This is a genomic window from Mesorhizobium sp. M1A.T.Ca.IN.004.03.1.1, assembly GCF_003997555.1.
GTDB lineage: Bacteria > Pseudomonadota > Alphaproteobacteria > Rhizobiales > Rhizobiaceae > Mesorhizobium.
In genome coordinates this window covers 458,602-477,475 of sequence record NZ_RZTV01000005.1, presented here as the reverse complement: position 1 = coordinate 477,475, position 18,874 = coordinate 458,602, and the positions used below count along the sequence as shown (strand labels likewise).

22 protein-coding genes are annotated in these 18,874 nt (G+C 64.1%); 11 read left to right on the top strand and 11 right to left on the bottom strand.

Annotated features, from left to right (window positions below; genetic code table 11):
• The first annotated feature begins 35 nt into the window (after nt 1-35).
• Nucleotides 36-359 (top strand): thioredoxin, encoded by a 324-nt coding sequence (gene trxA, locus EOD29_RS19475; RefSeq protein ID WP_041000044.1) that lies wholly within the window; start codon nt 36-38, stop codon nt 357-359.
• Between the two features lie 130 nt (nt 360-489).
• Entirely contained in the window at nt 490-771 is a 282-nt protein-coding gene (locus tag EOD29_RS19470) for a cupin domain-containing protein (RefSeq protein WP_067002933.1), read from the top strand.
• Nucleotides 772-789: 18 nt separating this feature from the next.
• Here EOD29_RS19470 and EOD29_RS19465 read toward each other — a convergent pair whose 3' ends face one another.
• From EOD29_RS19465 to EOD29_RS19440, 6 genes are all read right to left on the bottom strand, one after another.
• Nucleotides 790-1,209 carry a VOC family protein gene (locus EOD29_RS19465; protein WP_127247492.1) on the bottom strand — a complete coding sequence of 140 codons (420 nt, stop codon included), beginning with the start codon at nt 1,207-1,209 and terminating at the stop codon, nt 790-792.
• Between the two features lie 29 nt (nt 1,210-1,238).
• Nucleotides 1,239-2,564 carry a folylpolyglutamate synthase/dihydrofolate synthase family protein gene (locus tag EOD29_RS19460; protein WP_127247491.1) on the bottom strand — a complete coding sequence of 442 codons (1,326 nt, stop codon included), beginning with the start codon at nt 2,562-2,564 and terminating at the stop codon, nt 1,239-1,241.
• Between the two features lie 215 nt (nt 2,565-2,779).
• On the bottom strand, nt 2,780-3,706 hold the full coding sequence (accD, locus tag EOD29_RS19455; RefSeq protein ID WP_095825505.1) for an acetyl-CoA carboxylase, carboxyltransferase subunit beta: 927 nt from the start codon (nt 3,704-3,706) through the stop codon (nt 2,780-2,782).
• A gap of 97 nt (nt 3,707-3,803) precedes the next feature.
• On the bottom strand, nt 3,804-4,643 hold the full coding sequence (gene trpA / locus EOD29_RS19450; protein ID WP_067002941.1) for a tryptophan synthase subunit alpha: 840 nt from the start codon (nt 4,641-4,643) through the stop codon (nt 3,804-3,806).
• A 2-nt stretch (nt 4,644-4,645) separates the two neighbouring features.
• The gene (gene trpB, locus EOD29_RS19445) at nt 4,646-5,896 is read right to left on the bottom strand and encodes a tryptophan synthase subunit beta (protein ID WP_127247490.1); all 1,251 of its coding nucleotides are present in this window, start codon (nt 5,894-5,896) and stop codon (nt 4,646-4,648) included.
• A gap of 91 nt (nt 5,897-5,987) precedes the next feature.
• Nucleotides 5,988-6,647 (bottom strand): phosphoribosylanthranilate isomerase, encoded by a 660-nt coding sequence (locus tag EOD29_RS19440; RefSeq protein ID WP_127247538.1) that lies wholly within the window; start codon nt 6,645-6,647, stop codon nt 5,988-5,990.
• Between the two features lie 111 nt (nt 6,648-6,758).
• On the opposite strand from EOD29_RS19440, the gene EOD29_RS19435 reads away from it, so the two are divergent.
• Nucleotides 6,759-6,977 (top strand): hypothetical protein, encoded by a 219-nt coding sequence (locus tag EOD29_RS19435; RefSeq protein WP_067002948.1) that lies wholly within the window; start codon nt 6,759-6,761, stop codon nt 6,975-6,977.
• Nucleotides 6,978-7,021: 44 nt separating this feature from the next.
• On the opposite strand, the gene EOD29_RS19430 is transcribed toward EOD29_RS19435, so the two are convergent.
• The 4 genes from EOD29_RS19430 to EOD29_RS19415 all read right to left on the bottom strand — a co-directional run bounded on the left by EOD29_RS19430 (nt 7,022) and on the right by EOD29_RS19415 (nt 10,413).
• On the bottom strand, nt 7,022-7,780 hold the full coding sequence (locus EOD29_RS19430) for a M48 family metallopeptidase (protein ID WP_067002950.1): 759 nt from the start codon (nt 7,778-7,780) through the stop codon (nt 7,022-7,024).
• A 118-nt stretch (nt 7,781-7,898) separates the two neighbouring features.
• Nucleotides 7,899-8,381 carry a DUF2852 domain-containing protein gene (locus EOD29_RS19425; RefSeq protein ID WP_067002952.1) on the bottom strand — a complete coding sequence of 161 codons (483 nt, stop codon included), beginning with the start codon at nt 8,379-8,381 and terminating at the stop codon, nt 7,899-7,901.
• Between the two features lie 116 nt (nt 8,382-8,497).
• Nucleotides 8,498-9,640, bottom strand: a complete 1,143-nt coding sequence (locus EOD29_RS19420; protein ID WP_127247489.1) for a benzoate/H(+) symporter BenE family transporter — start codon at nt 9,638-9,640, stop codon at nt 8,498-8,500.
• A gap of 2 nt (nt 9,641-9,642) precedes the next feature.
• Nucleotides 9,643-10,413: an alpha/beta hydrolase gene (locus tag EOD29_RS19415; protein ID WP_127247488.1), complete on the bottom strand. Its 771-nt coding sequence runs from the start codon at nt 10,411-10,413 to the stop codon at nt 9,643-9,645.
• Nucleotides 10,414-10,627: 214 nt separating this feature from the next.
• Between EOD29_RS19415 and infC the strand changes: the two genes are divergently transcribed.
• The 8 genes from infC (at nt 10,628) to EOD29_RS19375 (ending at nt 17,727) form a co-directional block, all read left to right on the top strand.
• Nucleotides 10,628-11,164 (top strand): translation initiation factor IF-3, encoded by a 537-nt coding sequence (gene infC / locus EOD29_RS19410; RefSeq protein WP_067003282.1) that lies wholly within the window; start codon nt 10,628-10,630, stop codon nt 11,162-11,164.
• A 310-nt stretch (nt 11,165-11,474) separates the two neighbouring features.
• Entirely contained in the window at nt 11,475-12,122 is a 648-nt protein-coding gene (locus EOD29_RS19405) for an isoprenylcysteine carboxylmethyltransferase family protein (protein ID WP_067324658.1), read from the top strand.
• Nucleotides 12,123-12,361: 239 nt separating this feature from the next.
• Nucleotides 12,362-12,565 (top strand): 50S ribosomal protein L35, encoded by a 204-nt coding sequence (gene rpmI / locus EOD29_RS19400; protein ID WP_027166935.1) that lies wholly within the window; start codon nt 12,362-12,364, stop codon nt 12,563-12,565.
• Between the two features lie 38 nt (nt 12,566-12,603).
• Nucleotides 12,604-13,005, top strand: coding sequence for a 50S ribosomal protein L20 (gene rplT / locus EOD29_RS19395; RefSeq protein WP_040968947.1), 402 nt, complete (start codon nt 12,604-12,606; stop codon nt 13,003-13,005).
• 185 nt (nt 13,006-13,190) lie between these two features.
• On the top strand, nt 13,191-14,243 hold the full coding sequence (gene pheS, locus EOD29_RS19390) for a phenylalanine--tRNA ligase subunit alpha (protein WP_245475364.1): 1,053 nt from the start codon (nt 13,191-13,193) through the stop codon (nt 14,241-14,243).
• Nucleotides 14,240-14,680 (top strand): GFA family protein, encoded by a 441-nt coding sequence (locus EOD29_RS19385; RefSeq protein WP_067002960.1) that lies wholly within the window; start codon nt 14,240-14,242, stop codon nt 14,678-14,680. The genes pheS and EOD29_RS19385 overlap by 4 nt, the downstream gene beginning before the upstream one ends.
• Nucleotides 14,677-17,085, top strand: a complete 2,409-nt coding sequence (gene pheT / locus EOD29_RS19380; protein WP_127247486.1) for a phenylalanine--tRNA ligase subunit beta — start codon at nt 14,677-14,679, stop codon at nt 17,083-17,085. The genes EOD29_RS19385 and pheT overlap by 4 nt, the downstream gene beginning before the upstream one ends.
• Before the next feature lie 39 nt (nt 17,086-17,124).
• A complete protein-coding gene (locus EOD29_RS19375) occupies nt 17,125-17,727 on the top strand; it encodes a nucleotidyltransferase family protein (protein WP_127247485.1) in 603 nt (200 codons plus the stop codon).
• A gap of 81 nt (nt 17,728-17,808) precedes the next feature.
• Here the strand turns inward: EOD29_RS19375 and EOD29_RS19370 are convergent, their stop codons facing one another.
• Entirely contained in the window at nt 17,809-18,804 is a 996-nt protein-coding gene (locus EOD29_RS19370) for an aldo/keto reductase (RefSeq protein WP_127247484.1), read from the bottom strand.
• Between the last annotated feature and the right edge of the window lie 70 nt (nt 18,805-18,874).

Below are 18,874 nucleotides of genomic sequence, written 5' to 3'. Positions count from 1 at the left end.
TTTGGTGCAACCCGAGTTTTCGAAAGGATTTCAGCATGGCCACCGTCAAGGTCGACAAGGGCAATTTCCAGGCCGATGTGCTCAATGCCAAGGAGCCGGTCGTGGTGGATTTCTGGGCCGAGTGGTGCGGTCCGTGCAAGATGATCGCCCCGGCTTTGGAAGACATCGCCAAGGAGCTCGGCTCGAAGGTGAAGGTCGCCAAGCTCAACATCGACGAGAATCCCGAGTTGGCCGCCCAGTACGGCGTGCGCTCGATCCCGACGCTGATGATCTTCAAGGGCGGCGAAGTGGCCGACATGAAGGTGGGTGCGGCGCCGAAGACGGCGCTGTCGCACTGGATCAATGGCAGCCTCGCCTGAGCCAATCCGAATATCAGAAAGATCGAGCCCGGCCATTGCGCCGGGCTTTTTCCTTGGCGCCATCGCTGACGGCGCTCTGGCCCTGACGCTTCGGGCAGCCATCTCCTTTCCTTAAGAAAAGGAGAGTCCCATGACCGGAACAGCCAAGGCCACAGTTCACGTCGACAATGAGCGCGTGATCGTCACCGAATACCGTTTCGCCCCGGGCGCCAACACCGGCTGGCACCGCCATGGCCACGACTATGTCATCGTGCCGCTGATGGACGGCAAGGTGAAGCTGGTGACCAAGGACGGCGAATCCTTCGCGGAGATGAAGCAAGGCGCGCCCTATTTCCGCCGGGAAGGCGTCGAGCACGATGTCATCAACGCCAATGACGGCGAATACGCCTTCATCGAGATCGAGCTGAAATAACCTTCGAGGCAGGCGCCGCTACCAATCGGCGACGCGATCGCCGCCGATGAATTGCGCGCTTTTGTCCGTGTATTCGAACAGCTCGATCTTCACGCCGTTGGGGTCTTTGATCCAGGCCTGCCAGGTGCCGTCGCAAGCGAGCTTCTTCGCCGTCACCTCGACCGCTTGCGACCGGATATGGGTGATCGCGGCGTCCATGTCTTCCACCTCCAGGCAGAAGTGGTTGATCTGGTTCGCCTCGCTGTAGCGGGCTTCGGTCTTCTCGAACACCTCGACATGGCTGCGGCCGCCGCAATTGAGATAGAAACCGAAGATCTTGCCGTCGCGCAGGAAGTTGAACTGCGTGTCCATGCCGAGCACATCCCGGTAGAAGCCGCGCGTCGCCTCAAGGTCATGCGCGAAGATGCAGACATGGGCCAGTTGGTTCACCTTGATCACGATTGCTCCTCGCGACTGCCTCGGCGCTATCAGGTCGGCGGCGTGCCGTTCTCGTCCAGCACAGCGCCGGCGAAATAGAGCGAGCCGCCGATGAGGATGCGCGGCGCCGGACCGTCCCAGCTGTCGCGCAGCAGCATAAGCGCATCGGCGACGGAGTTGACCGGCTCGGCCGACAGGCCGGCCTCGGTGGCGCGCAGCGCGAGCTCGTCATTGGGCACCCCGGCATCGCTCTTGCTCACCGGCACCGTGTAGACATGGCGGGCAAGCCCCTTGAAGGCGCTGAAATAGCCGGTCTGGTCCTTGGTGTTGATCATGCCGGCGATAAGGATCAGCGGGCGCGGGTTCTTTTCCTCCTGCTCGGCCAGCGCTTCGGCGATGACGACGCCGGCGCCCGGATTGTGGCCGCCGTCGAGCCAGATCTCGGCGCCCTTTGGGGCAAGCTCAACCAGCCTGCCCTGCGTCAGCTTTTGCATCCGGGCCGGCCACGTGGTGCTGGTCATCGCTTTTTCGGCAGCCCGATGGCTTATCTCGAAGCCGGCGGCCTTGACCGCGGCGATCGCCGCGGCGGCATTGGCGAACTGATGCCGACCGGGCAGGCGCGGCAGCGGCAGGTCCATCAGACCGTCCTCGTCCTGATAGACCATGCGGCCGTTCTCCTCGAAGGCCAGGAAATCCTGACCGTAGACAACGGTCGGGCAATCCAGCCGCTCGGCGGTCTCGATCAGCACCTCCAGCGCGGTCTCGCTTTCCTGCGCGCCGATCACCACCGGGCAGCCGCGCTTCATGATGCCGGCCTTTTCGGCCGCGATCAGCTCAACGCGGTCGCCGAGATAGGCTTCGTGATCCATCGACACCGGCATGATCACCGAGACGGCAGGCCGCGAAATGACATTGGTGGCATCGAAGCGGCCGCCGAGCCCGACCTCGATGATCGCCGCCTCGGCCGGATGCTCGGAAAACAGGATGAAGGTGACGGCGGTGAGGATCTCGAAAACGGTGATCTTCTGGCCTTGATTGGCCTTGGCGACGCGCGCGATGGCCTCGGCAAAGACATCGTCGTCGACCAGCTTGCCGCCGCCCTCGGCGGCCAGCCGGTAGCGCTCGTGCCAGTTTACCAGGTGCGGCGAGGTGTGCACGTGGACGAGATGACCGGCCGCCTCCAGCAGCGCCCGCGAGAAGGCGGCGCAGGAGCCCTTGCCGTTGGTGCCGGCGATGTGGATGACCGGCGGCAGCCGGTCCTGCGGGTTGCCGAGACGCTCGAGCAGGCGGGCGATGCGGTCCAGCGAAAGGTCGAAACCTTTCGGATGAAGCGTCATCAGATGTTCGATTTCACGATCGGCGGCGAGCGTTGTCATGGCGGAATCCTAGAACATTTGCGGCGAAAGAACAGGATCGCCTTCAATGCCTTTCGTTCGTGTGCAATTCCGGACGCAAAACCGCTACGCACTCTTGCTGGAATTGCTCTGGCGCATGAGCCCGTACCGGGATCGGTTTTGGAAAGGGATCATGCGCAAACAGCTACTGCGCAGCGCAGCTGGCGCCATCGCGGTGGGCGGCAAACGGTGTCGCGTCAGGCCTGCGGCCGGGCTTCGGCGTTGACGACCGCCGGCGGCAGGATCTCAGGCTCCAATGGCTTCTCGGCCACTGGGGTCTTGAGCAGCATCTTCAACAATCGTGCGATGGTCGGGCGCATCTCCAGACGCGAGACCACCATGTCGACCATGCCGTGTTCCATCAGATATTCGGCGCGCTGGAAGCCGTCGGGGAGCTTCTCGCGGATCGTCTGCTCGATGACGCGCGGGCCGGCGAAGCCGATCAGCGCGCCGGGCTCGGCGATGTGAACGTCGCCCAGCATGGCATAGGACGCGGTCACGCCGCCGGTGGTGGGGTTGGTCAGCACCACGATATAGGGCAGGCCGGCTTCCTTCAGCCGGTCGACGCCGACCGTGGTGCGCGGCAATTGCATCAGCGAGAGGATGCCCTCCTGCATGCGGGCGCCGCCCGAGGCGGCGAACAGGATCAGCGGCCGCCTGCGCTGCAAAGCGACCTCGAAGGCATGGACGATGGCCTCGCCCGCGGCCATGCCGAGCGAGCCGCCCATGAAGGCGAAGTCCTGCACGGTAACCACCACCGGCAGACCTTCGATGGTGCCGACTGCGTTAAGAATCGCGTCCTCGAGGCTTGTCTTGGCTTTCGCCTCTTTCAGCCGATCGGTGTAGCGCTTCTCATCGCGGAACTTCAGCGGATCCTGCACGACCTTGGGGTTTTCCAGCGTCTCGTATCTGCCGTCGTCGAAGAAGTATTTCAGCCGCTCCTTGGCCGAGATCTTCATATGGTGGCCGGAAGACGGGATGACGAACTGGTTGGATTCGAGGTCCTTGTGGAAGATCATCTCGCCGGTCTCGGGATCCTTGATCCAGAGATTTTCCGGCATGTCGGTGCGCCGGCCGAGCATCGAATTGATCTTCGGTCGAACGTAGTTGGTGATCCAGTTCATCGCTTCGGCTCCTGTCCCGACGAAGAGACGTCCAGCAATTCCAGGAAAAGTGTGTGGCGGTTTTCCGTCCGGAATTGCGTAAAAACAAATAGTCAGACTATTCGGCGGCAGCAAGGCGGGCCGAGCGGACGCCCTGGGCAAGCCCGCTGACCAGCGTGGCGACCGCTTCGGCCGGATCGGCGGTCTTCTCGCCCTTGGGCCCGAGCACATTGGCGACCGCGTTGACAATCGCCGTGCCGACGACGACGCCGTCGGCGGAGGCGCCGATGGTACGCGCCTGCTCGGCGGTCTTGACGCCGAAGCCGACGCAGACCGGCAGCGCGGTGTGACCCTTGATGCGTTTGACCGCCGCCGACACCTTGGCAGTGTCGGCCAAGGCCGAGCCGGTGATGCCCGTCATCGACACGTAGTAGACGAAGCCGGAGGTGTTCTCGAGCACCTTCGGCAGGCGCTTGTCGTCGGTGGTCGGCGTCGCCAGGCGGATGAAATTGATGCCCGCCTTCAGCGCCGGAACGCAGAGCTCCTCGTCCATTTCCGGCGGCAGGTCGACAACGATCAGGCCGTCGATGCCGCTCGCCTTGGCGTCAGCCAGGAAACGATCGACGCCGTAAATGTAGATCGGGTTGTAGTAGCCCATCAGCACGATCGGCGTTTCGTCGTCGCCGGCGCGGAATTCGGACGCCATCTTCAGCGTCTTGACCAGCGTCTGGCCGCCTTTCAGCGCCCTGAGACCCGCCGCCTGAATGGCCGGGCCGTCAGCCATCGGATCGGAGAACGGCATGCCGAGCTCGATGACATCGCTGCCGGCGCCGGGAAGCGCCTTCATGATAGCCAAAGATGTCTCGTAGTCGGGATCGCCGCCCATGAAATAGGTGACCAAAGCCGGACGGCCCTCGGATTTGAGCTTCGCCATGCGGCGGTCGATGCGGGTCGTCATTGTCAGATCTCCATGCCCAGCATCTTGGCCACCGTGTGCACGTCCTTGTCGCCGCGGCCGGACAGGTTGACGATGACGATCTGGTCCTTGTCCATTTTCGGCACGATCTTCATCGCATGCGCGATGGCGTGCGCCGATTCCAGCGCCGGGATGATGCCTTCGACCCGGGTCGTCAGTTGGAAGGCCTCCAGCGCCTCGTCGTCGAGGATCGGCTCATATTCGACGCGGCGCGAATCGCGCAGCCAGGCATGCTCGGGCCCGACGCCCGGATAATCGAGACCGGCCGAGATCGAATGGCCGTCGAGAATCTGGCCGTCCGCATTCTGCAAGAGATAGGTGCGATTGCCGTGCAGCACGCCCGGCGCGCCGGCATTCATCGAGGCGCAGTGCTCGACGCCGTCGAGGCCGCGACCGCCGGCCTCGATGCCGATGATGCGCACATCCTTGTCGTCGAGGAACGGGTGGAACAGGCCAATGGCGTTGGAGCCGCCGCCGACGGCGGCGATGATGACGTCGGGCAGCCGGCCTTCCTGCTCCAGCATCTGGGCGCGCGCTTCCGTGCCGATCACCGACTGGAAGTCGCGCACCAGCTCCGGATAGGGATGCGGGCCGGCGGCGGTGCCGATCAGGTAATAGGTGTCCTCGACATTGGTGACCCAGTCACGCAGCGCTTCGTTCATGGCGTCCTTCAGCGTGCCGTGGCCGGCGGTGACCGGGCGCACCTCGGCGCCGAGCAGCTTCATGCGAAAGACGTTCGGGCTCTGGCGGGCGACGTCGGTGGCACCCATGTAAACCACGCAAGGATAGCCGAAGCGCGCAGCGACCGTGGCGGAAGCGACGCCATGCTGGCCGGCACCGGTCTCGGCGATGATGCGCTTCTTGCCCATGCGCTTGGCGAGCAGGATCTGGCCGAGGCAATTGTTGATCTTGTGCGAGCCGGTGTGGTTCAGGTCCTCGCGCTTGAAATAGACCTTGGCGCCGCCCCCGAGGCCCTTCGCCGAGGAAACCTCCCGAAGATGCCTTGTCAGGCCTTCGGCGAAATAGAGCTTGGACGGTCTACCGGCATAATGGGTCGAAAGGTTCTCCAGCTCCGCCTTGAACTCCGGATCATTCTTGGCCTTGTTCCACTGCTCTTCGAGATCGAGGATCAGCGGCATCAGCGTCTCGGCGACGAAGCGGCCGCCGAAAATGCCGAACATGCCCTGCTCGTCGGGCCCGGTGCGGAAGGAATTGGGCATAGCCGGCCTGTTCATCGCCGATCTCCTGAGTCTTTGCTTCTGAGCACGTCCTTATCGGAAAATCGGTTCCCACTTTTCCGGGACATGCTCGGGTTTGAAAACTTCCTCAGGCGGCGCGGTCGTCGCGCGCGGCCCTGACGGCCCGGAAAAACTGCTCGATCAGCGCCGGTTCCTTGACGCCCGGAGCGCTCTCCACGCCGGAGGAGATGTCTATCCCGGGCGGATTGGCCAGTCTGAGGGCATCGCCGACATTGGCGGCGTTGAGTCCTCCGGAAAGCATGTAATCGAGGCCGGCGTCAAGGCCGGCAAGGATGCGCCAGTCGAAGGCGACGCCATTGCCGCCCGGCAATTGCGATCCCTTGGGCGGCTTGGCGTCGAACATCAAGCGGTCGGCAACGCCGACATAGGGCTTTATCCGCTCGAAATCCGCGGCTTCGCTGACCGACAGCACCTTCATCACCGGCAGGCCGTAGCGGATCTTGAGCTCGGCCACCTGCACCGGCGTTTCGGAACCATGCAGTTGCAGCATATCCGGCTGCATCCTCGCGACAATATCGTCGAGAAAGTCATCATCCGCATCCACCGTGACGGCAACCGCCTTGGCCTTGCCGATGGCCGCCTGGCGCAGACGGCCAGCCTCGGCCGGATCGACGAAGCGCGGGCTTTTGGCAAAGAAGATGAAGCCGACATGGCTGGCCCCGCCGGCAAGCGCGGCGGCCATCGCGGTGTCGGTCTTCAATCCGCAGATCTTGATGTCGAGCGTCATGGCGCGGGATTGGCACGAAAAGCCGCAAGAGTCGAGAAAAAGCATGCCGTTGCCGGGCCGGCGGAAAGCGCTACCTTTTCGAATAGGGACACAGGCGGGAGCAGGAAGATCATGACCGACAAGACCGTCGCCGAACTCAGACAGAAGATCGCGCAGGCGCGCGAGGTGATCGCGCATCTGATGGACAAGTCCGCTTTCAACGGCGCCGAGGCGCACCGGGCGCTCGACTATTTCGGCAGCGACGCGTTCGACCGGAATTTTCTGCCGTGGCCGCATGCAAGTGAGGAAGGGCTGCGGCCGGAGGAACTCAACGCGGCGAATGACGATTGAGCGGCTGCGCTGGGCCGCCAGCTATACGGGTGCCAGGGCGACGCCTACTCAAACACGATCGCCTGCAGCGCGCCGCCGTTGCGCTTCAGCCAGTCCTTGCAGCGATCGGTGTCGGGGCAGAGCTTTTCGCACAGCTTCCAGAATTTCGGTCCGTGGTTCATCTCTTTCAGATGCGCGACCTCATGCGCCACCAGGTAATTGATGACCGGCGGCGGCGCCATCATGATGCGCCACGAGAAGGACAGATTGCCCTCCGAGGTGCATGACCCCCAGCGGCTGGAGGTATCCTTGTAGCGGATCGCCTTGGCGCGCTTGCCGATCGCCTCGGTGTGCTTGACCACCAGCTTCTCGATCTCGCGCTTGGCCTCGCGTTTCAGATAATCGGCGATGCGGCGCGGCAGGTGGACACGCTCGCCATGGATGATGAGCAGCGGGCCGCGCTCGTCGCGCGCGATGGTGACGGTGCCGCGTTTCGCCGGCTCATGGACGATGCGGTGCGGCACGCCGCGGATCGGGATCTTGATGCCGGGCCGCACCTGCGGGCGCATCGGCACCTTGGCCAGGCGCTGCTCCAGCCAGTCCTGATGGCGGTCGAGGAACTTCTCCACCTCGCCGCGGCGCAAGCCGGGCGGCACGGTTATGCGCAGCCCCTGGCCGCCGGAATCGATACGCAGCGTCAATCGCCGGGCCCTCGCGCTCTCGACGATTTTGAGCGGCAGGGTGCGGCCGGCGACGCAATGCTCGCGCTCCACGACGGGCTTGGGTTCTGGCTTGGTCAGATTGCGAAAGAAGCCGAGGGTCATGGCCGGACGATACGCGATTCGAGAAAAACGACCAGTAGAGTGAGGCTACATGGAGAACAAAAAAGAAACGGCGCCGCTCGCGCGACGCCGCATGTCGGCCGAGCCTTATGATTGAGGCTCAGTCGTCAAGGAGGTTCGACCCCTTGCCGCGCTTCGGCCCCGTCGCTCCGGTCGGACCACTCGTCGTGGTCGGCGCGGTCCGCTTGTTACGCTCGGCCATGAAGCGGTCGAACTCTTCCTGGTCCTTGGCACGGCGCAGCTCGCGGGCATACTCGTCGAATTCGTTCAGCATCTCGTCGAGCTTGCGGCGCTCCTCGGCGAGGCGCTCAAGTTCCTTCTCGCGCCAGTCGTCGAAAGCGACGTTGCCGGTGCGGGACGAGCCATGGCCCCAGCGGGCGGCCTTTTCCGAGCCGCGGCGGCAGCCGGCGAAGATGCCGTCGGTGGCGCGGTTGACATCGCGCTTGAAGCCTTCGAGCCGGTCGCCCCAGATGATGTAGGCAAGCATGGCGAAGCCCAGCGGCCAGAACACCATGAAGCCGATCACCATCAGCGCGATGGTCGCCGGCGTCCAGGCCGGACGGATCAATGCACTTGTGTTCATTTTCTCCCAATCCTTCCGTTGGAGACAGCCAAACCGGCTGCGTGGAATCGAAATGGGAAGGCGAAATCGGCGATTCAAGGCAAGTCCGGCCAAAACCGGCGAAAGGCCTGAAATGATTATCGCTTTTTGAGTTTCTCGAGGAAAAGCACTGCCATTCCGGCGACCAGCCCCCAAAAAGCCGCGCCGACGCCGAACAAGGTGAGCCCCGAGGCCGTCACCGCAAAGGTGAGCGTGGCCGGCATGCGCTCGCCCGCATCATGGAGCGCGATCGAGAGCGCGTTGGCCAAAGGCGCCATCAGCGCCAGGCCGGCGACCAGCACAATCAGGCTCTGCGGCAGGACGGCGAAGATCGCCACCAGCGAAGCGCCGAAGATGGCGAAGACCAGATAGGCGAGCGCATAGAACGGCCCCGTCTTCCAGCGCTCGGCGGGATCCGGATGGACATCCGGGCCGGTGCAGATCGCCGCGGAGATCGCCGCCAGATTGGTCGTCGAGGCGCCGAACGGCGCCGAAAGCAGCGAGAACAGCCCGGTGACGCCGATCAGCGGGCCAGGTTCCGGGTGGTAGCCGGCGGCTTTCAGCACCGCGAGACCGGAGAGGTTCTGCGAGGCCATGGTGACGAGGTAGAGCGGCAAGGCCAGGCCAATGATCGCCGAAACGGTGAACTGCGGCGCGATCAGCGTCAATGTCGACAATTCCGGCGCCGGCAGGCCGCCGACACGACCGGTGAAGAAGGCGGCAAGGCCGCCGCCGATCAGCACGACAAGGACCGAAACCGCCGGGTTGAACAGCCGGATGACGAAGAAGGCGGCGATCAGCGGCAGGATCAGCCACGGATCGGCGGGAATGGCCTTGACCGCGTTGATGGCGAAGGCGACCAGAATGCCGGCCAGCATGCCGGACGCCACCGAGGCCGGAATCTGCGCGATCAGCCGGGTCAGCGGCTTGAACAGACCGGTGGCGATCAACAGGATGCCGGTGACGATGAAAGCGCCGACGGCTTGCGCCATGGTGAAGCCGCTGGAGGCCGCGATCAGCGCCAGGCCCGGCGTCGACCAGGCGGTGATGACCGGCATTTTCGTGCGCCAGGACAGCCACAGGCATTCGATGGCCATGGCCAGGCAGATCGCCGTCACTCCGCTCGCGGTCTCGATCTGAGTGGCGCCGATCGCCTTGGCGGCGGCAATGACGATGGCTAAAGTGCCGCCAAAGCCGACGATGGCCGCAACGAAGGCGGATATCGGAATTGAAATGCGCATGCTCATGAAACCCGCTGGACCAGGTCGCCGACGGCGCGGTTGAGCATGTCGAGATCCTCCGGGCGGGAGAGGCGATGATCGCCGTCGGGGATAAGCGACAGCGTGACGTCATCGGCCGGCAGCAGTGCGGCGAGCTTCAGCGCATGGCCGGAAGGCACGTCGGGATCGGCGAGACCCTGCAGGATATGCACCGGGCAATGGGTGTCGATCGGCCCGGTCATCACCCGGTTCGCGCGGCCGTCCTCGATCAGCGCGCGCGTGTAGATATAGGGCTCGGCGGAATAGTCGGACGGTTCCTCGAAAAATCCCTTTTTCGAAAGGTCGCGCTTCTGCGCCCTGGTCAGCACCGGCTCGATCAGCTCGACGGTAAAGTCGGGCGCCGGCGCAAGCAGCACCAGGCCGGCGATGCGGTCGTCGCGGGCCTTGCGCAATTCCTGCACCATGCGCAGCGCAATCCACGCCCCCATCGAGGAGCCGACCAGGATCTGCTTGCCCTTGCTGAAGCGGCGAAAGACGGCGAGGCTCTCGGCCAGCCATTTCGAGATCGTGCCCTCGGCGAATTCGCCGCCCGATTCGCCGTGGCCGGAATAGTCGTGGCGCAGATAGGCGCGGCCTTCGCGGCTCGCCCAGGCCGACAGCGCCTCGGCCTTGGTGCCCAGCATGTCGGACTTGTAGCCGCCCAGCCAGACGATGCCCGGCGCTGAGCCCGGCGCCTGCCTGACAGCGATCTGCGTTCCGTTCACGTCGATGAAAACTGGTGCGCTGGCGTCCATGACCTCGTCCTTCCGGCCGGTCTTTTGGCACATCCGGCGGTTCGCGGAAAAGTGCTCGCACCTTTTCTTTGCTTGGTGCAGGCAATGGCAAGCTTTGAGGTGATTTCCTGGCGAGGCTGTGCTATTGACTCCGGCCGCGCGCTCACCACATAGGCGCGTCCAAGCGATTGAACTCAAAGAAACCCTGAACGAAACGGCCGAGGAGACCACGACCATTCGCAGACCTTTCAAAGCAGCGGCCCCGACCAAGGACGGTCCGCGCTCCAACCGAGACATCCGGGTGCCCCGGGTCCAGCTCATCGACGCAGAAGGCCACAACCGTGGCGAAGTTTCCATCAACGACGCGCTGCTGCTGGCCGAAGAGGCCGGGCTCGATCTCGTCGAGATATCGCCCAACGCGCAGCCGCCCGTCGTCAAGATCCTCGATCTCGGCAAGCTGAAATACGCCAACCAGAAGAAGGCGGCCGAGGCGCGCAAGAACCAGAAGGTCATCGAGATCAAGGAGATCAAGATGCGCCCGAACATCGACAGCCATGACTACGAAACCAAGATGAAGGCCGTGCGGCGCTTCTTCGAGGACGGCGACAAGGTCAAGCTGACGCTGCGTTTCCGCGGCCGCGAAATGGCGCATATGGAACTCGGCATGCAGCTCCTGAACAAGGTGCGCGAGGAAGTCGCGCCGATCGCCAAGGTCGAGGCCGAGCCGAAGCTCGAAGGCCGACAGATGATGATGGTGCTGGCGCCCCGCTGACGGTGCGCCTCACGTTTCCTTTCCGTCCTGGAGCCATTCCGGCGCGATCGCCGCAAACTGTCGCGCCGATCACGGTTTCGCGAAGGAGAATTGACCGGCCGGCGCTGCTTGGTGCTCCAAAATCCGCCTGAATTGCCGCGCAGGGCGACCCGACGATCGGCGGGGCGCCTGTTTTTCTATCCGATCGCCGGCTTCTCGACGATCGAGCTCCTCGATCGCGAGCAAATCGACGATCGGATTTTCCCGATCGCGACCAAATCGACGATCGGATTTTCCCGATCGCGATCAAAACACGACGATCGGATTGGCCATGGTCGATGAAACAAAGATCCCGACCGACAACCAGATAGAAGGGTTGGGCGGCTACCAGTATATGCGCCGCATCGTGCTGGCGGTGCTCATCGTGGTGCTGTTTGCGGCACTCCTGTTCGGCCAGTCGACGTTCCCTCCCGAGACGCCCGTGCACGAGACGATCGAGATGTTCGGCGTGCTCCTGATCTTCCTGGGCATCGTCGGGCGCTTGTGGTCGACGCTCTACATCGGCGGCCGCAAATCCTCCGAAGTGGTCACCGGCGGGCCCTATTCGATCACCCGCAACCCGCTCTATCTGTTCTCGACCGTGGCGGCAGCCGGCGTTGGCGCGCAGATCGGCTCGTTTTCCGGCATCATCCTCTTCGCGGTCCTTTGCGCCGGCGCGTTCCACATCGTCATCCTGCGCGAGGAGCGCTATCTCAAGGAAGTCCTCGGCGCTCCCTACAAAGCCTATCTGGCGCGCGTGCCGCGCTTCTTTCCAAAGCTTTCGCTCTACCAGGAAGGCGACACCGGCAGCTTCAAGCCGCGCCTGCTGTTGAACACGCTGCTCGACGGGCTGGTATTCCTGGTGGCGCTGCCGGCCTTCGAACTGATCGACGGCGCGCAGCAGTCGGGGGTGCTGCCGGTGTGGTTCACGCTGCCCTGAACGGGACAGCGCGCCGCAGGGCGTGAGGTGTTGCGCACGAGCCCTGTTTGATCTATAGGACCGCCGTTCTGCGTATCGGGCCGGAAATCATCTCTGATTTACGGAAAGCACGATACGCAGAGCAAAAACAAAAACCGCCCGGCAGGGCATGCCGTGGCGGTTTCATTTGCTTTTCGGGCTCTGGTCGGCCCGAAGCGAGAAAAGAAGCGCGATGGTGCGCCACATTACGGAGTAGCAAAATGCCCAAGATGAAGACCAAATCGGCCGCCAAGAAGCGGTTCAAGATTACCGCCACCGGCAAGGTGCTGTCGGCTGCCGCCGGCAAGCGCCACGGCATGATCAAACGTTCCAACAAGTTCATTCGCGATGCCCGCGGCACGATGGTTCTGGCTGAACCGGACGGCAAGAAGGTCATCAAGAATTTTCTGCCGAACGGCCTTTAAGCATTCGGTCCGGAACAGCGTTTTAAGGAGATCATGACATGGCACGCGTAAAGAGAGGCGTCACCGCCCACGCCAAGCACAAGAAGGTCCTGAAAGCCGCCAAGGGCTTCTACGGCCGTCGCAAGAACACCATCCGCATCGCCAAGCAGGCGGTGGAAAAGTCGCTGCAGTACGCCTATCGCGACCGCAAGAACCGCAAGCGCTCGTTCCGCGCGCTGTGGATCCAGCGCATCAATGCAGCGGTGCACGAGCACGGCCTGACCTATGGCCGCTTCATCGACGGCCTCAACAAGGCCGGCATCGAGATCGACCGCAAGGTTCTTTCGGACATGGCCATCCACGAGCCGCAGGCTTTCGCAGCCCTTGTGGCCAAGGCCAAGGTGGCGCTCGAATATCTGAAGAACACCACGCCGAATGCTTTTGAGAGCGCTGTCGCCTAAGCCAGCGCTTCCCAAGCATTCGCTATTCTGATTTGGGGAACCCGCGCTGGCACGGCTGGCGCGGGTTTTTCTTATGCCTGATGCAACCAAATTGGTGACGCGCCGAACCCCGGTGGTTGCCCGATCGAGAGAGTTTCGCCGTGAACGCCACCGCTGGAAATCTTGAAACCCTTGAAGCTTCTTTGATGGCCGACATCGCGGCCGCGGCCGACGAGCAGGCGATCGAGGCGGTGCGCGTCTCGGCGCTGGGCAAGAAGGGCTCGGTCTCCGAAATGCTGAAGACGCTTGGCGCGATGAGCGCCGAGGAGCGGCAGGTGAAGGGTCCGGCAATCAACGGCCTCAAGAACCGCGTCACCGAAGCGCTGAGCGCGCGCAAGGCGGAGCTGAAGGACGTGGCGATCGCCGCCCGTCTCGTCGCCGAGGCGGTCGACGTGACGCTGCCGGTGCGCCAGTCGCCGGCCGAGCGCGGCCGCATTCATCCGATCAGCCAGGTTATCGACGAGATCGCCGCGATCTTCGGCGATCTCGGCTTCGCGATCGCGGAAGGTCCGGACATCGAGACCGACTATTACAATTTCACCGCGCTCAATTTTCCCGAGGGGCATCCGGCGCGCGAGATGCACGACACCTTCTTCTTCCAGCCGGACGAGAAGGGCGAGCGCAAGCTTTTGCGCACGCACACCTCGCCCGTGCAGATCCGCACAATGGAGCAGCAGAAGCCGCCGATCCGCATCGTCATCCCCGGCAAGACCTACCGGCAGGATTCGGACGCAACGCACTCGCCGATGTTCCATCAGGTCGAGGGGCTGGTGATCGACAAGACCGCCAACATCGCCAACATGAAGTGGGTGCTGGAGGAATTCTGCAAGGCCTTCTTCGAAGTGCCGAGCGTCAAAATGCGCTTCCGGCCGTCCTTCTTTCCGTTCACCGAGCCCAGCCTCGAGGTCGACATCCAGTGCGACCGCTCGCGGCCGGGCGAAGTGCGCTTCGGCGAAGGCTCCGACTGGATGGAGATCCTCGGCTGCGGCATGGTGCATCCCAACGTGCTGCGTTACGGCGGGCTCGATCCCGACGAATACCAAGGCTTTGCCTGGGGCATGGGCATCGACCGCATCGCCATGCTGAAATACGGCATGCCGGACCTGCGCGCCTTTTTCGACGCCGACGTGCGCTGGCTCACGCATTACGGCTTCCGGCCGCTCGACATGCCGACGCTGTTCGGGGGCCTTTCCACATGACTGCTCCCCACACCGGGGGCTGCCGCTGCGGTGCCGTGCGGTTCGAGGCCTCGGCCGAGCCGCACCACATCAGCTATTGCCATTGCGGCGATTGCCGGCGCGCCAGCGGCGCGCCGGTGTCGGCCTTTATCGGCTTCGCGGCCGACCAGATCGCGCTCGAAGGCAAGTCGCTGAAGAGCTACCGGAACGGCCCGGTGGCGCGCTCGTTCTGCGGCATTTGCGGCTCGCCGATCGCCTATAGCGACGAGCGGCTCGCCGGCCATATTTACTTCACGCTCGGCGCCATGGACATGCCTGCCTATTTCAGGCCGACGCTGCATGCGCATGTGCGCGAGCAGCTGCCCTTCCTGCATATGCCCGATTCACTGCCGCGGCACCTCAAGACGAGCGTGGCTAGACCTGACGCGCAAAGCCCTTCCTACGGAACACAGTCATGAAATTCACCCTCTCCTGGCTCAAGGACCATCTCGAGACCGACGCTTCGCTTGCCGAAATCGTCGAGCGGCTGACGGCGATCGGCCTCGAGGTCGAACATGTCGACGACAAGGCGGGCCTAAAACCCTTTGTCATAGCCAAGGTGCTGACTGCCGTGCAGCATCCCGACGCCGACCGGCTGCGGGTGCTTACGGTCGATACCGGCGACGGCAAGCCGCCGGTGCAGGTGGTGTGCGGGGCGCCCAACGCCCGCGCCGGCCTGGTCGGCGCTTTTGCTGCGCCCGGCACCTATATTCCCGGCATCGACGTCACGCTTTCGGTCGGCAAGATCCGCGGCGTCGAGAGCCATGGCATGATGTGCTCCGAACGCGAGCTGCAGCTTTCGGACGAGCATACCGGCATCATCGACCTGCCCGAAGACGCACCGGTCGGCACCAGCTTCGCCGCCTACGCCCATCTCGACGATCCGGTGATCGAGATCAACCTGACGCCGAACCGCCCCGATGCCACCAGCGTCTACGGCATCGCCCGCGATCTCGCGGCGAGCGGCCTCGGCCGGCTGACCGGCGGCGCGATCATGCCGCATGCCGGCGACGGCATGTGCCCGGTCAAGGTCAAGATCGAGGCACCGGAACTCTGCCCCGGCTTCGCGCTGACTCTGGTGAAGGGCGTGAAGAACGGCCCGTCGCCGAAATGGCTGCAGCAGCGGCTGATCGCCATCGGGCTTCGGCCGATCAGCGCGCTGGTCGACATCACCAACTACGTCACCTTCGACCGCGGCCGGCCGCTGCATGTGTTCGACGCGAAGAAGGTCACCGGCAACCTTGTGGTGCGCCGCGCCAGGGACGGTGAAAACGTGCTGGCGCTCGACGGACGCGAATACTCGCTGACGCCCGAGATGTGCGTGATCGCCGACGACAACGGCATCGAATCGATTGCCGGAATCATGGGCGGCGAGCATTCGGGCTGCGACGAGAACACCACCGACGTGCTGATCGAATCGGCGCTCTGGGACCCGATCACGACGGCCCGCACCGGTCGCACGCTCGGCATCATCAGCGATGCGCGCTACCGCTTCGAGCGCGGCGTCGACCCTGAGTTCATGGTGCCCGGCGTCGAGCTCGCGACCAAGCTGGTGCTGGAATTGTGCGGCGGCACGCCGACGGAAATCGAGGTGGCGGGCTATGCCGGCCACAAGCCGAAGATCATTTCCTTCCCGCTGTCGGAAGTGAAGCGGCTGACCGGCATCGAGGTGCCGAGAGAAGAAGCGCTCACTATACTGACCCGTCTCGGCTTCGAGCCGCGCAGCTCAGGTGACGCCGTCGAGGTGAAGGTCCCCTCCTGGCGTCCGGATGTCGACGGCAAGGCCGATCTCGTCGAGGAAGTGATGCGCATCCACGGCGTCGACAACATAGCGCCGCAGCCGCTCACCTCGCATGACGCGGTCAACGGCAGGATCCTGACCATGCTGCAGGTGCGCACCCGGGCCGCCAAGCGCGCGCTCGCCGTGCGCGGCATGATGGAGGCGGTCACCTGGTCGTTCATTCCGGCGAAACACGCCGAGCTGTTCGGCGGCGGCCAGAACCGGCTGAAGCTCGCCAACCCGATCGCCGCCGACATGTCCGACATGCGGCCGTCGCTGCTGCCCGGGCTGATCAGCGCCGCCCAGCGCAATGCCGATCGGGGCATCGGCGACGTGGCGCTGTTCGAGGTCTCCGGCACCTATGAAGGCGACTTGGCCGATCAGCAGCGGCGCGTCGCCGCCGGCGTGCGGCGGGGCACCGCCAAGCTCGACGGCTCGGGCCGCAGCTGGGCCGGCAATGCCGGGCCGGTCGGGGTGTTCGACGCCAAGGCCGATGCGATCGCGGCGCTCGAAGCCTGCGGCGCGCCGGTCGACAGGCTGCAGATCGAGCCCGGCGGCCCGGCCTGGTACCATCCCGGACGCTCAGGCACGATCAAGCTCGGGCCGAAGACCGTGCTCGGCACTTTCGGCGAGTTCCATCCAAAGACGCTCGAAGTGCTCGACGCCTCCGGGCCGCTCTGCGGCTTCGAGGTCTTTGTCGATGCCGTGCCGGAGCCGAAGGCCAAGCCGACGCGCACCAAGCCGAAGCTGGAGCTTTCACCCTTCCAGGCGGTGAAGCGCGATTTTGCTTTCGTCGTCGACCGGACGGTCGAGGCCGGCACGCTGGTGCGGGCAGCTTTGGCCGCCGACAAGAAGCTCGTCACCGGCGTTTCGGTGTTCGACGTCTTCGAGGGCGCTGCGCTCGGCGCCGCCAAGAAGTCGATCGCCATCGAAGTCTCGATCCAGCCGGTCGAAAAGACGCTGACCGACGAGGATTTCGAGGCGCTGGCCAAGCGCATCGTCGAGAACGTCAACAAGCAGACGGGCGGCGTGCTGAGAGCATAAAGGATTGCCGGAAGGTGGCGAATCGCCCTCCATTGGGCGATGCACCATCTCCGCTATTCCGGCCTGCCTTTCGAGGAGCAACGCGCGGCGTTCCTCGAAATCGTGGCGGCGGACCCGCTGCTGGCCAAAACGCTGGCGCGAGTGCGTGAACTGGCGTTGCCGGACTGGCTGGTGGTTTCCGGCGCGCTCTACAACAGCATCTGGAACCATCTCACCGGCAGGCCCTCAGGCTACGGCATCAAGGATGTCGATCTGTTCTATTTCGACGGCACCGATCTCTCCTACGACGCCGAGGACGCGGTGATCCGCCAGGCGGCGCAGCATTTCGAAGGACTGACGCTGCCGGTGGAGGTGCGAAATCAGGCACGCGTGCACCTGTGGTATCCGGCCAAGTTCGGGCAGGCATGCCCGCGCTACACGAGCGCGAGTGAATCGGTCGGCTATTTCGCGTCGAAGACGCATGCGGTTGGGGTGCGGTACGACGCAGACGAGGCGTTGGAGCTGGTGGCGCCGTTCGGGCTCGACGACATTTTTTCGTTCCGCATCACGCCGAACCGGGTGCTGGACAACCAGCGGACGCATGAGGCGAAGGGGAAGAGGGCGCGAGAGAACTGGCCGGAGATCAGCGTGGTGCCTTGGTAGGTCAGCGCGAGGCGCCCCCCTCTGTCCTGCCGGACAGAGGGGGGCGCTGTCCCGCCAGCGTCTCAAAGCAAGCTGAAATGTCTAACCATTCACCAGCGCCAGCAGCTCTTCGGTATAGCGCTTGCCGACGACCTTGTCGGGCGACAGCGCGTCGCCGATGGCCGCGACCTCGGCGGCGCTCAGCTTGATCCCGGCCGCTGCCGTGTTCTGCTCCAAATGGCGGATCTTGCGCGCGCCGGGGATCGGCACGATGAAATCGCCCTGGTGCAGCACCCAAGCGAGCGCCAGTTGTGCCGCTGTCACGCCCTTTTCCATCGCCAACTTTTCCAGCACGGCAATGACGGCATTGTTGGCTTCCATGGCTTCGGCCTGGAAGCGCGGCAGGCCGAGGCGCCAGTCGCCGGCGCCGAGCGTATCGCGCTTGGCGATGGTGCCGGTGAGCAGGCCGCGGCCGAGCGGACTGTAGGGGACAAAGCCGATGCCGAGCTCGCGGCAAACGGCAAAGACCTCGTCCTCGGGATCGCGGCTCCACAGCGAATACTCGCTCTGCACGGCGGCGATCGGGTGCACGGCATGCGCCCGGCGCAGCGTGGCGCCGCTCACTTCCGACAGGCCGAGCGCCCGCACCTTGCCATCGCGCACCAGTTCGGCCATGGCGCCGACCGTGTCCTCGATCGGCACGTTCGGGTCAACGCGATGCTGGTAGTAGAGGTCGATGACGTCGGTATCGAGCCGCTTCAGCGAGGCCTCCGCCACCGCCTTGACGTGCTCAGGGCGGCTGTCGACGCCGATCATGCGGTCGATGCCCGAACCGTGCTCGGATATCTTGAAGCCGAATTTGGTGGCGATGGTGACCTTCTCGCGTACCGGCTTCAGCGCCTTGCCGAGCAGGATCTCGTTCTCGTAAGGGCCATAGACTTCGGCGGTATCGAAGAAGGTGACGCCGATCTCGACGGCGCGGCGCAGCGTGGCGATCGCCTCGGCCTCCGGCTGTCCGCCATAGACAAAGCTCATGCCCATGCAGCCGAGGCCGACGGGGAAGACTTCGAGTTCAGTTCCTAATTTGCGGGTTTGCATGGCGCATCTCCTTGTTGCGATGGAGATGAAATAGCGCCTAGGCATCCGTTCGATAATCATGTCTCTTTCG

What these genes read in the sequence shown, in the direction of transcription:
- trxA (WP_041000044.1), top strand. Translation starts at nt 36, where the DNA reads ATGGCCACCGTCAAGGTCGACAAGGGCAATTTCCAGGCCGATGTGCTC.
- EOD29_RS19470 (WP_067002933.1), top strand. Translation starts at nt 490, where the DNA reads ATGACCGGAACAGCCAAGGCCACAGTTCACGTCGACAATGAGCGCGTG.
- EOD29_RS19460 (WP_127247491.1), bottom strand. Translation starts at nt 2,564, where the DNA reads ATGACAACGCTCGCCGCCGATCGTGAAATCGAACATCTGATGACGCTT.
- accD (WP_095825505.1), bottom strand. Translation starts at nt 3,706, where the DNA reads ATGAACTGGATCACCAACTACGTTCGACCGAAGATCAATTCGATGCTC.
- trpA (WP_067002941.1), bottom strand. Translation starts at nt 4,643, where the DNA reads ATGACGACCCGCATCGACCGCCGCATGGCGAAGCTCAAATCCGAGGGC.
- trpB (WP_127247490.1), bottom strand. Translation starts at nt 5,896, where the DNA reads ATGAACAGGCCGGCTATGCCCAATTCCTTCCGCACCGGGCCCGACGAG.
- EOD29_RS19440 (WP_127247538.1), bottom strand. Translation starts at nt 6,647, where the DNA reads ATGACGCTCGACATCAAGATCTGCGGATTGAAGACCGACACCGCGATG.
- EOD29_RS19435 (WP_067002948.1), top strand. Translation starts at nt 6,759, where the DNA reads ATGACCGACAAGACCGTCGCCGAACTCAGACAGAAGATCGCGCAGGCG.
- EOD29_RS19430 (WP_067002950.1), bottom strand. Translation starts at nt 7,780, where the DNA reads ATGACCCTCGGCTTCTTTCGCAATCTGACCAAGCCAGAACCCAAGCCC.
- EOD29_RS19425 (WP_067002952.1), bottom strand. Translation starts at nt 8,381, where the DNA reads ATGAACACAAGTGCATTGATCCGTCCGGCCTGGACGCCGGCGACCATC.
- EOD29_RS19420 (WP_127247489.1), bottom strand. Translation starts at nt 9,640, where the DNA reads ATGCGCATTTCAATTCCGATATCCGCCTTCGTTGCGGCCATCGTCGGC.
- EOD29_RS19415 (WP_127247488.1), bottom strand. Translation starts at nt 10,413, where the DNA reads ATGGACGCCAGCGCACCAGTTTTCATCGACGTGAACGGAACGCAGATC.
- EOD29_RS19405 (WP_067324658.1), top strand. Translation starts at nt 11,475, where the DNA reads ATGGTCGATGAAACAAAGATCCCGACCGACAACCAGATAGAAGGGTTG.
- rpmI (WP_027166935.1), top strand. Translation starts at nt 12,362, where the DNA reads ATGCCCAAGATGAAGACCAAATCGGCCGCCAAGAAGCGGTTCAAGATT.
- rplT (WP_040968947.1), top strand. Translation starts at nt 12,604, where the DNA reads ATGGCACGCGTAAAGAGAGGCGTCACCGCCCACGCCAAGCACAAGAAG.
- pheS (WP_245475364.1), top strand. Translation starts at nt 13,191, where the DNA reads ATGGCCGACATCGCGGCCGCGGCCGACGAGCAGGCGATCGAGGCGGTG.
- EOD29_RS19385 (WP_067002960.1), top strand. Translation starts at nt 14,240, where the DNA reads ATGACTGCTCCCCACACCGGGGGCTGCCGCTGCGGTGCCGTGCGGTTC.
- pheT (WP_127247486.1), top strand. Translation starts at nt 14,677, where the DNA reads ATGAAATTCACCCTCTCCTGGCTCAAGGACCATCTCGAGACCGACGCT.
- EOD29_RS19375 (WP_127247485.1), top strand. Translation starts at nt 17,125, where the DNA reads ATGCACCATCTCCGCTATTCCGGCCTGCCTTTCGAGGAGCAACGCGCG.
- EOD29_RS19370 (WP_127247484.1), bottom strand. Translation starts at nt 18,804, where the DNA reads ATGCAAACCCGCAAATTAGGAACTGAACTCGAAGTCTTCCCCGTCGGC.